General features: G+C 59.7%; 11 protein-coding genes and 1 pseudogene. 2 read left to right on the top strand and 10 right to left on the bottom strand.

What is annotated here, in order from left to right; all coding sequences use genetic code 11:
* Position 1: 1 nt before the first annotated feature.
* Positions 2-1,702, bottom strand: a complete 1,701-nt coding sequence (gene pilB, locus Q7W83_RS23910; RefSeq protein WP_473657319.1) for a type IV-A pilus assembly ATPase PilB — start codon at positions 1,700-1,702, stop codon at positions 2-4.
* Between the two features lie 225 nt (positions 1,703-1,927).
* Here pilB and Q7W83_RS23905 point away from each other — a divergent pair, with 225 nt between their 5' ends.
* Together Q7W83_RS23905 and Q7W83_RS23900 are read left to right on the top strand one after the other, a co-directional pair.
* Positions 1,928-2,344, top strand: a complete 417-nt coding sequence (locus Q7W83_RS23905) for a pilin (protein WP_150633591.1) — start codon at positions 1,928-1,930, stop codon at positions 2,342-2,344.
* A gap of 327 nt (positions 2,345-2,671) precedes the next feature.
* A complete protein-coding gene (locus Q7W83_RS23900) occupies positions 2,672-3,025 on the top strand; it encodes a BON domain-containing protein (protein WP_150633590.1) in 354 nt (117 codons plus the stop codon).
* 197 nt (positions 3,026-3,222) lie between these two features.
* Here Q7W83_RS23900 and Q7W83_RS23895 read toward each other — a convergent pair whose 3' ends face one another.
* The 9 genes and pseudogenes from Q7W83_RS23895 to panB form a co-directional block, all read right to left on the bottom strand.
* Positions 3,223-3,519 carry a DUF2845 domain-containing protein gene (locus Q7W83_RS23895; protein WP_150638269.1) on the bottom strand — a complete coding sequence of 99 codons (297 nt, stop codon included), beginning with the start codon at positions 3,517-3,519 and terminating at the stop codon, positions 3,223-3,225.
* Positions 3,519-6,467 carry a DUF748 domain-containing protein gene (locus Q7W83_RS23890; protein WP_473657316.1) on the bottom strand — a complete coding sequence of 983 codons (2,949 nt, stop codon included), beginning with the start codon at positions 6,465-6,467 and terminating at the stop codon, positions 3,519-3,521. The genes Q7W83_RS23895 and Q7W83_RS23890 overlap by 1 nt, the downstream gene beginning before the upstream one ends.
* Before the next feature lie 93 nt (positions 6,468-6,560).
* Complete coding sequence (locus Q7W83_RS23885) at positions 6,561-7,577, bottom strand: class I SAM-dependent rRNA methyltransferase (RefSeq protein ID WP_150633587.1); 1,017 nt, start codon at positions 7,575-7,577, stop codon at positions 6,561-6,563.
* 156 nt (positions 7,578-7,733) lie between these two features.
* Entirely contained in the window at positions 7,734-8,606 is an 873-nt protein-coding gene (locus tag Q7W83_RS23880; protein WP_473657313.1) for an oxygenase MpaB family protein, read from the bottom strand.
* 79 nt (positions 8,607-8,685) lie between these two features.
* Positions 8,686-10,623, bottom strand: a complete 1,938-nt coding sequence (acs, locus tag Q7W83_RS23875; protein WP_150638265.1) for an acetate--CoA ligase — start codon at positions 10,621-10,623, stop codon at positions 8,686-8,688.
* Positions 10,624-10,819: 196 nt separating this feature from the next.
* Complete coding sequence (pgi, locus tag Q7W83_RS23870) at positions 10,820-12,484, bottom strand: glucose-6-phosphate isomerase (protein ID WP_150633584.1); 1,665 nt, start codon at positions 12,482-12,484, stop codon at positions 10,820-10,822.
* A 221-nt stretch (positions 12,485-12,705) separates the two neighbouring features.
* Positions 12,706-13,086 (bottom strand): aspartate 1-decarboxylase, encoded by a 381-nt coding sequence (panD, locus tag Q7W83_RS23865; RefSeq protein ID WP_003228271.1) that lies wholly within the window; start codon positions 13,084-13,086, stop codon positions 12,706-12,708.
* Positions 13,087-13,257: 171 nt separating this feature from the next.
* Positions 13,258-14,106 (bottom strand): annotated as a pseudogene (gene panC / locus Q7W83_RS23860) (pantoate--beta-alanine ligase); the annotation flags it as partial.
* The gene (gene panB, locus Q7W83_RS23855) at positions 14,103-14,903 is read right to left on the bottom strand and encodes a 3-methyl-2-oxobutanoate hydroxymethyltransferase (RefSeq protein WP_150633582.1); all 801 of its coding nucleotides are present in this window, start codon (positions 14,901-14,903) and stop codon (positions 14,103-14,105) included. The pseudogene panC and the gene panB, both read right to left, overlap by 4 nt.
* Positions 14,904-15,214: the final 311 nt, after the last annotated feature.

The following is a 15,214-nucleotide window of genomic DNA, read 5'->3' as shown; positions in this document are numbered from 1 at the left end:
TTCAGTCCTTGGTGACCCGGTTGATTTCCTCAAGGCTGGTGATGCCTTGCATGGCCTTGATCAGCCCGGAAGTGCGCAGGTCGTTGAAGCCGTCCTTGCGCATTTGAATATCGATTTCCAGCGAGTTGCCTTCGGCCATGATCAGCCGTTGCAGGTCTGGTGTGTTCTTCACCACTTCATAAATCCCCACGCGCCCCTTGTAGCCGCCGTTGCACTGATCGCAACCGACCGGCTCATAGATCGTGAACGTGCCAATGCGTTCCTCGGGGAAGCCTTCCTTGATCAATGCCTCGCGGGGAATGTCGATGGGCTTCTTGCAATGGCTGCACAGTTTGCGCGCCAGGCGCTGGGCGATGATCAGGCTGACCGACGTCGCGATGTTGAACCCCTGAATGCCCATGTTGTGCAGGCGGGTCAGGGTTTCTGCGGCGCTGTTGGTGTGCAGGGTCGAGAGCACCAGGTGCCCGGTCTGGGCGGCCTTGATGGCGATCTCGGCGGTTTCCAGGTCGCGGATCTCGCCGACCATGATCACGTCCGGGTCCTGGCGCAGGAACGAGCGCAGCGCCTGGGCAAAACCCAGTCCCTGCTTGGGATTGACGTTGACCTGGTTGATGCCTTCCATGTTGATCTCCACCGGGTCTTCGGCGGTGGAGATGTTGATGTCCACGGTGTTGAGGATATTCAGCCCGGTATAGAGCGACACGGTCTTGCCCGAACCGGTGGGGCCGGTCACCAGAATCATCCCCTGCGGCTGCTTCAGCGCGGCCATGTACAGGTCTTTCTGGTCCGGCTCGTAGCCGAGGGCGTCGATGCCCATTTGCGCGCTCGATGGATCAAGGATCCGGATCACCACTTTCTCGCCCCACAGGGTCGGCAGGGTATTGACCCGGAAGTCGATGGACTTGCTCTTCGACAGGCGCATCTTGATCCGCCCGTCCTGGGGTTTGCGCCGCTCGGAGATGTCAAGACTGGCCATGACTTTCAGGCGGGCGGCGATGCGGTTGGCCAGTTGAACCGGCGGCTTGGCGACTTCACGCAGCATGCCGTCGGTGCGCATGCGTACGCGGTAGGTTTTTTCGTAGGGCTCGAAATGCAGGTCGGAAGAACCACTCCTGATCGCGTCGAGCAGCATCTTGTGGACGAATCGCACCACCGGCGCGTCGTCGGCATCCTGTCCGGCGATGGCGTCCTGGTCGTGGTCATTGATCGACTCAATGTCCACGCCATCGAGGTCGACGTCGGGCATGTCTTCCAGCCCGGTGGCATGGTTGTCGAAGAACTTGTCGATGGCGTCGCTGAGCTTGTCGTCCTCCACCAGGATGGCTTCCGTACTCAGCCCGGTGCTGAACTGGATGTCGTTGATGGCCTGGTGATTGGTCGGGTCGGAAACCCCCACGAACAACTTGTTGCCGCGCCGCCAGAGGGGCAGGGCTTGGTGCTGGCGAACCAGTTTTTCGCTGACCAGCCCTTTGGGTTGGGACTCTTTGTCCAGGCAGTGGAGGTCTAGCAGTGCCATGCCGAAATGCTCGGAGGCGATCTCGGCGACCTGACGGCTTTTCACCAGTTTGTTCTGCACCAGATAACTGACCAGGGAGAGTTTCTGGCGTTGGGCTTGCTGATACGCCTGATGCGCGCTTTTGTCAGTGAGCAGTTCGGCCAGGACCAATTGCTTGGCCAGACCGCTAAGGGCGATGTCATTCATGGGGATACCGGACGCAGACAGTTCATGACTTATAGCCTAGTCAACCGGTGGAACCAAACCAGCGCTGCTCTGGTGACAAAAAGTGTCAGTTAGTGCGGATCCTGGGGGCTGGAAGAGGCATCGCATTGTTCTCGCGCCCCGTTAACAGGGGGCGGCGGGCTTGGCACGGGCTGTGCTGCGGCTAATTCAGATCATGAGATTTCGACTCATGCATGGAGCTTGTCTATGAATACTCAGAAAGGTTTTACGCTGATCGAACTGTTGATCGTGGTGGCGATCATCGGGATTCTGGCGACGTTTGCGTTGCCGGCTTACTCGAAGTATCAGGCCCGGGCGAAAGTGACGGCCGGGTTGGCGGAAATTGCAGCGTTGAAGGTTTCGTTTGAAGACCTGATGAATGCTGGCACTGCAGAACCCACCACACTGGCAGGTGCCGGAACGACGACGCAGAACTGCGCAATCTCGGTCACCGGAACGGTTGCATCCGGCGCCGGCACCATTGTTTGTACCCTGCAAAAGGCCCCCGCACCTGTGGCAGGTAAAACCATTACGCTGACTCGTAGCGCGACTACGGGCTGGTCATGCGCAACCGGCGTTACTGCCGATTACGCACCGCCTGGCTGCACGGCCTCTGCAACGTAACGCTGCAGACGTGTAAACAGAAAAATGCCACATCGTCAGATGGGGCATTTTTTTTGTGAAAAACCCCGAATTTGCTGCGCGGCTTGATGAGATTTGGAAAACCTCGAAAATTCATGGCCTTAGGCCAACGGTAAAACCCGCAACTTGCATGTAGAGAATGTCGAAGTCATGCAATTTGCATGATTCCGAAAAACAGTAGATTTATTAACTTGTTGATTAATAAGGAATTAATAGCTGTCTCAAAGTTGGCACAGCGTTCGCAATATACCCAGTAACCCTGCTGACAAGACACGCAGCAGACTTTATGAAAAAACAGGAGTTACTCGTATGAAGAAGTTCGCTATCGCTGCCGCTGCTGCTACCGCGCTGACCCTGACCATGGCCAACGCAGCATTCGCTCAAACCCAGGCTACCCAGGCCCCAATGGTGCTGGCTGCCGGTGAGGTCACTGAAGCCAAAGAAGCCACTTCCGATACTTGGATCACCACCAAAGTCAAAGCGGACCTGGTTACCGAGAAAGGCATTCCTGGTACCGACATCAAGGTTGAAACCAACAAAGGTGTTGTTTCCCTGTCGTCTACCGTCGCGGTGACTGACGCTCAGAAAGAAACTGCTGTGGCCATCACCAAGAAAATCAAAGGCGTCAAAGCGGTCTCCGCTGACGGCCTGAAAGCCGAGTAAGGCAAGACTTCTCGCCTGAACCGGGAGAAGACGCGGTAGACGAGCCGAGTCATACGTCTGCCGCAACTTGAGAGTTCATGCGACGGCCACAAGGATGTGGTCATTACAGGCCCCGGACATTCGTGTCTGGGGCCTGTTCTATTGTGGACACCGCAAAACCAAACGGTAGGAGCCGGCTTGCTGGCGATTACGGTGTGTCAGTTACCGCGTTTGCTGGTGATCTGCCTAAGGCGATTACCTTCAAACCGCAGGTACTGGTACATCCCGCCGTTGGGCCCGTAGGTCCATTCCTCGACCTGGAACTCTTCCCGGCGGTTGGCGCTGCGCTTGTAGCCCAACAGATCGCGACTGACCGGCTCTCCGCATTTCTGTAGCACTTCGCTGGACCTGTCCCCCACGCTGATCAATTGACTGCCGCAGCGCAGGGTATCGGCGGCCGAAGCCTGACTGGCCGCCAGTGCCAGCGCCACGCCGAACAGCAATCGCCTGATCATCACTCGGCATCCAGGTGCAACGGCGTCACCACCCGACCGTCACTTTCGGCTTCGCCGAGGCTGGCGTCGATGAAGTACACGCGGTCATCGGCCAACTGACCCTTGTCGACCAGATAATCCTTGATGCTGCTGGCGCGATCCTGGCCCAGTTGGCGCAACAGCACGTCGCTGGTACTCCAGAACTTGATCACATCGGCGCGCATTTTTGCGGTGCGTTCTTCCTTGCCCAGATCCTTCCATTCGGCGGGTGGCTGGGTTTTCAGGCGGGTGCGGTAGATGCCTTCCAGCAGTGGGCCTTTCTCACCGTCCGGTACTTGCAGCAATGAAGCCTGTGCCGGCACTTTGTCGCCGCGACGCTGGAGCATCTTGTAGTAGTTGTACTGGTATTCCCGTTCCAGGCGTTGCTCGGCGATCGGCGGGCCATCGCTGCTGGCGGCAGCGGTGCCTTCGATTTCCAGGCGCAGGGCCGGGCGTTCCTTGAGCGCATTGGACAGTTTGACCAACGAACCCTCGGCGTCCTTGCTCAGGTCGCTTGAACCCGGTGCGAACGACACCGTACCCAGGTCTTCCGAACCACCGCCACTGACCAGCCCGCCAATCATTTTGAACGGCGCGGCGGCGGCTTTGACGATCAGATTGCGCAGGGTCTGCCAGACAATCGGCATGACGCTGAACTGTGGATTGTTGAGGTCACCCGTCACCGGCAGCTCGATGGAGATCTTGCCGTCGACATCCTTGAGCAGGGCAATCGCAAGTTTCAACGGCAGGCTGACGGCGTCCGGGCTGTCGACCTTTTCACCGAGCTGCAACTGCTCGACCACCACTTTGTTTTCCGCCTTGAGCTGACCTTTGGTGATCAGGTAATGCAGATCGAGATTGAGCCGGCCCTTGCGGATACGGTAGCCGGCGAACTTGCCGGAGTAGGGCGTCAGTGTGGTCAGCTCGACTCGTTTGAAACTGGTGGCGATGTCGAGGCTGGCCATCGGGTCGAACGGATTGACCGAGCCCTTGATGGTCACCGGTGCATAACGATCGACCTTGCCCTTGATGTCGACGGTCGCCGGTTTCGCCTGACGGCTGTCGATGGTGCCGATCTGGCCGTTGAGCTGTTGCACGGCGGTGGCGAAGTTAGGGGTCAGGCTGAAGTCGGCAAAGTTCGCCGAGCCGTCATTGATGGCAATCCCGCCAATGTGGATGCCCAGCGGCTTGTCCTTGCTGGCGGGTTTGGCCGCCGCTGTTTTTGCGCCGGTATCGGGCGGTTGCGGAATCAGCAGGTCATCGACGTTGGTGGTGCGGTCATCGTTGATCATGAAACGCACATAGGGCTGGAACAGGTTGACCTTGTCGATCGACAGGCTGTCGCCGTGCTGATAATTCAAGCCTTCGACCACCACCTGCTGCCACTTGAGAAAGTCGCGGGTTTTCAGGGTGTCGAGGGTGTGCAACTGATCGATCTGCGCACGTCCTGTGACGCTGAGTGCCAACGGCTCGGTGCTTTTCAGGTTGACCGCCAGGTCGCTGCCGAGCATGCCGCTGCGCAGTTCGAGGCGAATGAACGGGGTGATGTAGGACTGGGCAACCCGCAGGTCGATGTCTTTGGTCTGCACGTTGAGTCTGGCGCTGACCGGGGCCAGGTTGACCTCGCCCTCGGCAGTGATCTTGCCTTGCTTGCCCACGCCGGTGTCGAGCTTGAGGGTAAAAGGCGAACCATTGAGGCTGTCGAAATTCTGCAGGTCCAGGTTCAGCGGGTTCAGGTCCAGCGTCACGGCGGGTTGCGCTTTGCGGTCAGCCAGGTGCACCTGGTAATCGCGCAGTTGCACGTCTTTGAGCAACACCTGCCAAGGCTTGCTTGGCGCGGCAGGGGCTTTCGGCGAGTCGGCTGCTGCTGGCGTGCTGACGGGTTCGGCTTTGGCCTTGGCGGCTTCCTTGGACGGTTGGCTGGCGAACAGCTTCTGCCAGTCGAGTTGGCCGTCAGCTTCAAGCGCCGCCCAGGTTTCCAGTTTCTGGCTGCGAATCTTGCCGACCACAACTTGCTGTTTGGCCAGGTCCACCGTGGTGTCGGTGATGTCCAGTCGCGCGAGTTTCGCCAGCGGTCGACCGTCCGGGGCGTTGATGGCGAAAGGCGCGACGCTGACCGCGACGTTGCTCAGCAGCAGTTCGGTTTCCTTGGAGAGGTTGAGCTTGTAGTCGGTGCTCAGGTTCAGCACGCCGTTTTCCAGCACCAGCGGCAGCGCGTCGCGCACATAGGGCCAAAAGGCTTTCATCTGGCCGTCGGTGACTTTCAGCTTACCTTCGGAGGCAATCGGGATCAGGCTGAAATTGCCGGTCCAGTCGATCTGGCCACCGTTCGGACCGATGGCCACAAGGGTCATGTCGGCGCTGTCTTCGGGCAGGGTGCTGAGGTTGTTCAGCTCGAAATCGAGTTTGTCGTAGAGGAACTCGATAGCTTCGCTGGGACGTTCATCCTTGAAGTGCACGGCACCGTCGGCCAGTTTGATCCGCTCCACGCGCAGCGGAAACGGTTTGGCGTTCGGGTCGGCCGGGGTCGGTTCGCTGGCGGGGATTTTGAACAGGCCGAGCAGATTGAGCTTGCCGTCCTTGCCAAAGAGGATTTCGGTCTTGGGTTTGTCCAGTTCGATATCGGACAGGTGCAGCGCTTTGGTCCAGAGGCTGTCGATCTGCAGGTTGGCGTAGAGGCGTTCGAAGCCGACCTGTTCCTTGCCCGGTTCGCCGATGATCAGGCCCCACAGGGTGACTTCGAGGCTGAACGGGTTGAGTTCGATTCGCTGAATCGTGGCGGGCGTCGTGGCGTAGGTGGCCAATTGCTGGTTGGCCACCCGCAATGCGATGCCCGGCAAAATCAGAAACCCCAGCAGGCTGTAGAGGGCCAGAGCAGTCAACAAGGCGCCGATAGCGCGGATCAATCCTTTGGGCATGTGCGGCTTCATCTGTCTGAATCGGAGTGCCTTGGAGTATGGCATGCGAATCCGGTTCCGAAGTAATCGCTCAACCCAGGATTTTTCAGATTTATCTGACGTGAATCAGAGCTGCAGGATCAGGGTTTTAAGCGGCGGCTGTTGATCCATTGACGGGAAATCGGCTCCCGGTTTCATCACCGTCCACTCGCGCACCGGTCGTCCGGCTTTCTCCGCGCAGCGCAAAACCTGTTCGCGCCAGTCATCCATGCTGACTTTTGCCAGGTTGTTGCAGCAGATCAGTACGCCATTGTCGGCGGTGGTCAGCAGCGCAGGTTTGAGCAGGCTCTGGTAGTCGCGCAGCAGGTCGACGGTGCCGAAGGCGCTCTTGGCCCAGGCCGGTGGATCCAGCAACACCAGGTCGTATTGACGTTGTTCCAGGCGTTGATAGCTCGGCAGTTTCTGCCCGCGACGCTGACTGATGGGCAGGCCGGCGAGTTGGCGAATCGCCGGGAAATAATCGGACTGGATGAACTGCATCGTCGGCAACTGCGGATTGAGCAGACCGTTTTCGCGGCCGACCGCCAGATTGCCCTCGGCGAAGTCCAGGTTGCACACCTCGCTCGCGCCACCGGCCGCCGCGCTCAGGCCGACGCCGCAGGTGTAGGCAAACAGGTTGAGCACGCTTTTGTGCTGGCTGTGTTCCTTGACCCAGCCGCGAGTGTTGCGCAGGTCGAGGAACAGCAACGGATCCTGGCCTGCATGGCGGCCGCGAACCCGGTAATTGAGGCCCCATTCGTGACCGATCAAGTCTTGCAGCGCGGCTTCGTCGGCGCGGTAGACCGTGTCTTCACGGTCGATGCGCGAGTTGCCCCGGGAGCGGTCGTTGTAGACCAGCAGGGTCTCGAAGCCCAGATGTTGGTTGATCGCCTCATGCACGTGCAGCAGGGCGTCGCGCTCTAATGACTGGTGAAAGCTCTGCACCAACAACTGCGGGCCGTAGCGGTCGATGGTCAGACCGCCGACGCCTTCCTGGCTGCCGTGGAACAGGCGATAGCAATCGGTGCCTTGCTGATGCAGTTCGGCAAGCAGGTCCTGGCGATGTTCGAGGGCGGCGCGCAGCGCCTGATTCAAGGAAGACATGCTGGGCGCCTTGCAGGAGGGAATTTGGCGCGGGAGTTTAACAGCTTGGCATGAGACCGAGTTGCTGCCATCGCAAGCAAGCTCGCTCCCACACTGGATTTGTGAACACATAACCCTGTGGGAGCGAGCCTGCTTGCGATGCTCTTAAGCTCTTTTTCAGGTCAACAACCCCATCCGCCGTTTCGCCCGATGCACCGAGCCATTACGCACTGCCCAGCGCAGCATCGGCACGCTGCGGTTGACGCTGGCGCGGATCAGCGTGCGTTGCAGCGAACTCTGGCGCACCCCCAGCATGTCGCTGGCCCAATCCGGCAACAGGTCAATGCCGGCCTGCATCATCAAACCGCCGAATGGCTTGGCCAGACGGCTCGGGGAGGGTGCGTTCAACAACAATCGCAACACCTCGCGACTGCGCTCGTCGCACAGCAGGTGCGGGCGAATACGCTCAAGGTATTCGGCCATTTCCTGTCGCGAACGGGGCACATCACGAGCACCGAGTCTTTCGGCGACCAGAGCAATTTCGTCGTAGTAACGGTCCTGATCGGCCCCAGACAGGCGCGGATTGCGGTAACGCAAATGTGCCGCGAGGAAGTTACTGACTTCGGCCACGTGCACCCAAGTCAACAGATCGGGATCGCTGGCGGCGTAAGGCCGGCCATCCGCCGCGGTGCCGGTTACTTGCAGGTGAATGGTGCGAACTTTCTCGATCAGCCAGTCGGCATCTTTGCGCGAGCCGAACGTGGTGCCGGAAATGAACTGCCCGGTGCGGCGCAGGCGACCGAGCATGTCCTCGCGAAAATTCGAATGGTCCCAGACCCCGGCCAGCGCCAAGGGATGCAGGGCTTGCAGCATCAGCGCACTGATGCCGCCGATGAGCATGCTGCTGAAGTCGCCGTGGACTTGCCAGCTGACCGAATCGGGGCCGAACAGGCCGGGATCGCCCTTGGGGTTTTCCAGGTCGAGCTGACCGAGGGACAGACCGGTGAGGCTCATGACCTGGGTTTCGATGCGGCTGCGGATGAATTCCATGGCGACTCGGTGGTGAAAAAAATGTCATCGCATTGCCCCTGTAGGCGCCTGCTTGCTGGCGCCTACAAAGGGTCGTGCGTTACTGGTTCAGGCGCTTATCAACCAGGTCCTGAACCACGCTCGGATCGGCCAGGGTCGACGTGTCGCCCAGACTGTCCAGCTCATTGCAGGCGATCTTGCGCAGAATCCGCCGCATGATCTTTCCCGAACGGGTTTTCGGCAAGGCCGGTGCCCACTGGATCAGGTCCGGTTTGGCGAAACTGCCGATTTCCTTGCTGACGTGGGCCAGCAGCTCTTTCTTCAGTTCGTCGTTGGGCTCGGTGCCGTTCATGGGCGTGACAAAGGCATAGATGCCCTGGCCTTTGACGTCGTGAGGGTAACCGACCACCGCCGCTTCGGCGATGCTGTCGTGCAGCACCAGGGCGCTTTCCACTTCGGCGGTGCCGATGCGGTGGCCGGAAACGTTGATCACGTCGTCGATGCGCCCGGTGATCCAGTAATCGCCGTCCTCGTCGCGCCGCGCGCCGTCGCCGGTGAAGTAGTAGCCGGGATAGGGTTTGAAATAGGTGTCGACCATCCGTTGCGGGTCGCCGTAGACGCTGCGGATCTGCGCCGGCCAGCTGGACTTGATCGCCAGTACGCCGCTGCCGGCGCCTTTGATTTCCTTGCCCACTTCGTCCAGCAACACCGGTTGCACACCGAACATCGGTTGTGTGGCGCAGCCGGGTTTGATCCGCTGCGCGCTGACCAGCGGGCTGAGCATGATGCCGCCGGTTTCGGTCTGCCACCAGGTATCAACGATCGGGCAACGCTGCTCGCCCACAACATTGAAGTACCAGTCCCACGCTTCAGGGTTGATCGGCTCACCGACGCTGCCGAGTAATCTGAGGCTTGCGCGAGACGTTTCCTTCAGCGGTTCGGGGCCTTCGCGCATCAGCGAACGCAGGGCGGTGGGGGCGGTGTAGAAAATGTTCACGTGGTGTTTGTCGATCACCTGCCAGAAGCGCGAGCTGCTCGGGTAGCTCGGCACGCCTTCAAAGATCAGCGTGGTCGCGCCGTTGGCCAGCGGGCCGTAGACGATGTAGCTGTGGCCGGTGACCCAGCCGACATCGGCGGTACACCAGAAGACTTCGTTGTCGCGGTAATCGAGCACGTATTTGAAGGTCATCGCCGCTTGCAACAGATAGCCGCCGGTGGTGTGCAGCACGCCTTTGGGTTTGCCCGTGCTGCCGGAGGTGTAGAGGATGAACAGCGGGTCTTCGGCGTCCATGGGTTCCGGCGGGCAATCGTCGCTGACGTCACGCAGGGCCTGGTGATACCAGAGATCGCGACCTTCGACCCAGTCGACATCGCCCTGAGTGCGCTCGACCACGATCACGGTGCTGACGTTCGGGCAACTTTGCAGCGCCTGGTCGACTTTCTGTTTGAGCGGGACGAATTTACCGCCGCGCACGCCTTCATCGGCGGTGATCACGGTGCGGCAGTCGGCATCGAGAATCCGGTCACGCACAGAATCGGGGGAGAACCCGCCAAACACCACCGAATGCACCGCGCCGATTCGCGAACAGGCGAGCATGGCGTAGGCGGCTTCGGGGATCATCGGCATGTAAATGCACACGCGGTCGCCTTTCTTCACACCACGGTTTTTGAGCACGTTGGCCAGTCGGCAGACGTTGTGATGCAGTTTTTTGTAAGTGATCTGGGCCGATTCGGCGGGGTCGTCGCCTTCCCAGATGATTGCGATCTGATCACCGCGTTTTTCCAGGTGGCGGTCGATGCAGTTGTAACTGACATTCAGCTTTCCACCCGCAAACCAGCTGGCTTCACCGGTTTTCAGGTTATAGCGCTGGACGGTATCCCACGGTTTGCTCCAGTCGAGAAAGCGTGAAGCCTGTTCGGCCCAGAATTCGGTGGGGTGTTCGATGGATTGGCGGTACAGGCGCTTGTAGTCGTCTTGACTGAGTTGCGCGGCCCGGCGGACGGCATCGGCTTGGGGGAACGTGCTGATATCGAACATGACGGTTCCTTATTCTTGTTTTGGTAAACAAGTAATAAAGATGCGCCGAGTGACCGAAGGGTTCAAGCCGTGTGCTAAACAACTGTGGGAGCGAGCCTGCTCGCGATAGCGGTGGGTCAGCCAACATCATCGTTGAATGACATACCGCTATCGCGAGCAGGCTCGCTCCCACAGGGTAATGCAGTGAACTGTCAAATCACCCGCGGTGACGACCGCGGAAGTAGTTGATCAGGCCCTGGGTGGATGCGTCATCAGCCGGGGTTTCTTCGCTGCCGACCAGGCGGTTGTAGACGCCTTTGCCCAGCTCTTTGCCCAGTTCCACGCCCCACTGGTCGAAGGCGTTGATGCCCCAGACCACGCTTTGCACGAAGACTTTGTGTTCGTACATCGCCACCAGTGCGCCGAGACGACGCGGGCTGATGCGTTCGACCACCAGGGTGTTGCTCGGACGGTTGCCCGGGATCACCTTGTGCGGCGCGAGTTTCTGCACGTCCGCTTCGGCCATGCCTTTGTCACGCAGCTCGGCTTCGGCCTCGGCGCGGGTCTTGCCGAGCATCAGCGCCTGGCTTTGCGACAGGCAGTTGGCGTACAGCCACTGGTGGTGATCGGACACCGGGTTGAAGCTGACGATCGGCACAATGAAGTCGGCCGGAATCAGTTGGGTGCCTTGGTGCAGCAACTGGTGATACGCGTGCTGACCGTTGCAACCCACGCCGCCCCAGATCACCGGACCGGTGTCGGTGGACACCGGTGTGCCGTCCTGGCGCACGCTCTTGCCGTTGGATTCCATGTCCAGTTGTTGCAAGTGCTTGGTGATGTTGCGCAGGTAGTGGTCGTACGGCAGGATCGCGTGGCTCTGCGCGCCCCAGAAGTTGCCGTACCAGACGCCGAGCAACGCCAGCAGCACCGGCATGTTCTGCTCGAACGGTGCGCTCTGGAAATGCTGGTCCATGGTGTAGGCACCGGACAGCAGTTCCTTGAAGTTGGACATGCCGATGGCCAGGGCAATCGGCAAACCGATGGCCGACCACAGCGAGTAACGGCCGCCAACCCAGTCCCACATCGGGAAGATGTTTTCTTCGCGGATACCGAACGCCACGGCGGCGGCGTTGTTGCTCGAGACCGCGATGAAGTGACGATACAGCTCGGCTTCCGAACCGCCCTGAGCCAGGTACCAGGCGCGAGCGGCCTGGGCGTTTTTCAGGGTTTCGAGGGTGTTGAAGGATTTCGACGAGACGATGAACAGCGTGGTCTCGGCGCGCAGTTTCATGGTCAGTTCGTGGAACTCACTGCCATCGATGTTCGCCAGGTAGTGGCAGCGCACGCCTTTCTGCGCGTAGGACAGCAGCGCTTCGGACACCAGCTCCGGGCCGAGGAACGAACCGCCGATGCCGATGTTCACCACATCCGTGATCGGCTTTTCGGAATAACCGCGCCACAGACCGTCGTGGATGCGGCCCACGAGGTCGGTGATCTGGTTCAACACCTTGTGTACTTCCGGCATCACGTTGACGCCGTTGACCGACAGTTTTTCGCCCACTGGGCGGCGCAACGCGGTGTGCAGGGCCGGACGCCCTTCGGAAGAGTTGACGATTTCGCCTTCGAACAGCGCCTTGATCGCGCCCTGAAGGTCGACTTCGTTGGCCAGGCCCACCAGCAGATTGCGGGTCTCGGCGTTGATCAGGTTCTTCGAGTAGTCGAGAAACAGGCCGCAGCTGCTGAGGGTGAATTGGGTGAAGCGCTGCGGATCGGCATTGAAGGCTTCGCGCATGCTGAAATCCTGCATGGCTTGGCGGTGGTCATTCAGCGCCTGCCAGGCGGGCAGAGCGGTCACGTCTTGAGGAGTGCGGTAGTACGCCATCGCTGCGGGTTTCCTTTTTACTTGAACGGCCTTTTGAACACTAAAAAATCCCGGAGCGCTGCGGGTGGGCGTCCGGTCAACTGCGTCGACACGATTTCATGGCACAGGGCGAATACAGTAAACCTCGCGCTGCGATCTGTCTTGACTTTGTCTGACCCGTTCCCGGTACTTTTTTGTACATGAAGCAGGGAACGGTCCGACAAACGGAAGAGAAGATTCGGTCAGGCGACCTGAACCGGAATGGCATTGCTGGTGTGGCTCAACTCGTTACCTGGTGCCATGTAGAGCATGCGCGGCTTGAAGTTGAGCAGTTCGGCTTCGCTGTAGTGAGCGTAAGCGCAGATGATCACACGGTCGCCGACCTTGGCCTTGTGGGCGGCGGCGCCGTTGACCGAGATCATGCGCGAACCTTCTTCGCCGCGAATGGCGTAGGTGGTGAAGCGCTCGCCGTTGTCGACGTTGTAGATCTGGATCTGTTCGTATTCACGGATGCCGGACAAGTCCAGCCATTCACCGTCGATGGCGCAAGAACCTTCGTAATCGAGTACTGCGTGGGTGACTTCGGCGCGATGCAGCTTGGCCTTGAGCATGATGGCGTGCATGAGTGTTTCCCCAGGTCGGAATCGAACGGCGGGCAGTTTGCCCGAAGGCAATGTGGGCAGCAATACGCTCTGGAAGCCTGCACAGACCCAATGTGGGAGCGAGCCTGCTCGCGATTGCGGTGGGTCATTCAACATAGAAGTTGAATGACCCACCGCAATCGCGAGGGGCGCGTCGAGGTTCAGGTGCAGGTTGTCGATCAACCGCGTGGTGCCGAGGAACGCCGCGACCAGAATCACCAAATCCCGATCTTCCGCCGTCGCCGGACGCAACGTCAGCGCATGACGGATTTCCAGGTAATCGGTGCGCAAACCCGCTGCCTCAAGCTGCTTGGTCTGGGCGTCGATCAACGCAGGATAATCGCGTTCACCTTGTTTAATGGCTTCGGCAATCGACGACAGCGTGCGATACACAACCGGCGCCACGGCCCGCTGTTCTTCACTGAGAAACCCATTGCGCGATGACAGCGCCAGCCCATCGGCCGCACGCACCGTTGGCTCACCGATGATCTGGATCGGCATGTTCAGGTCATGCACCAGCGCGCGAATCACGGCCAGTTGCTGGAAGTCTTTCTGGCCAAAGATCGCCAGGTCCGGCTGGACCATGTTGAACAGTTTGCTGACCACCGTCGCCACACCTTCGAAATGCCCCGGACGGCTGGCGCCGCACAGGCCTTCGGACAGTTGCGGAACGCTGACGCGGGTCTGGCCGGTCATGCCGTCGGGGTACATTTCTTCAACGGTCGGCGCGAACAGCAAGTGGCAACCGGCCTGGAGCAGTTGTTCCTGATCCGCCGCCAGGGTGCGCGGGTACTTGTCGAGGTCTTCGCCGGCGCCGAATTGCAGCGGGTTGACGAAAATGCTCGCAACGACGAAATCCGCGCGCTGGCTGGCTTTGGTAATCAGCGCAATATGGCCGCTGTGCAGGTTGCCCATGGTCGGTACGAAGGCGATGCGCTTGCCTTCACCGCGGGCGCGGGCTACAGCGGCCCGCAGTTCGCGTACGGTTTTTACGGTGTTCATGCAGAGAATCCGTGTTCGATACCAGGGAAAGTCGCTGCTTTGACTTCAGTGACGTAAGCGCTCAGGGCCGCTTGAATGCTGGTTTGGCCGTTCATGAAGTTCTTCACGAATTTTGGCACTCGACCAGTAATCGACAGACCGAGCATGTCGTGCAGCACCAGGACCTGGCCGTCGGTGCCGCTGCCGGCGCCGATGCCGATCACCGGAATCCCCACCGCCTGGGTAATTTCCTGAGCCAGTTCGCTCGGTACGCATTCGAGCAGCAGCATGGCGGCACCGGCCTGTTCCAGGGCGATGGCGTCGGCGCGCATCTGCCGGGCCTGGTTCTCGCTACGGCCCTGGACTTTGTAACCGCCCAGAATGTTGACCGATTGCGGCGTCAGGCCCATGTGCGCGCACACCGGGATGCCGCGTTCGGCCAGCAGACGAATTGAGTCCGCCAGCCACAGCGCGCCTTCGACCTTGACCATGTGCGCACCGGCCTGCATCAACAGGGCGCTGTTGGTCATGGTTTGTTCGAGGGTGGCGTAAGCCATGAAAGGCAGGTCGGCGAGGATCAACGCGTCAGTGTTACCGCGTTTGACGGACGCGACGTGGTAAGCCATCTCGGCGGTGGTCACCGGCAGGGTGCTGTCGTGACCTTGCAGAACCATGCCGAGGGAGTCGCCCACCAACAGCACTTCGACACCCGCCTCATTGCAGGCGTGGGCGAAGGTCGCGTCATAGCAGGTCAGCATGGTGATTTTTTCACCTTTTTGCTTGAGACCTTGCAGAGTGGTCAGGGTGATGGCTGGCATGAAAAGTTCCTCATTCAGGCGCTGTGGAAACTACTGCGAGTAACGCGCGTGATTCTTCGTTAAATACAGGCGCACGGTCTGTTGTCGTGCTTTTAAGGCCTGGATTGCGCCCTTCAACGCCGTGTTGGCGGCAGCGGGACGCCTATAGTCGTGAGGAGAACTCGGGAAGTCAATTGCGTGTGTTACCGCATTGTTACGCGTGGGGTGTTACCGACGTAACTGATGCGATTCAGCAGCTGCAATCTTGTGTTCGACACAAAAACAATGTGGGAGCGAGCTTGCTCGCGATGGCGGTATATCAGCCAACATCA

Source organism: Pseudomonas sp. 300 (assembly GCF_055803035.1).
The sequence above is the reverse complement of the archived record's forward strand: the minus strand, read 5'-3'. Positions and strand labels throughout refer to the sequence as shown.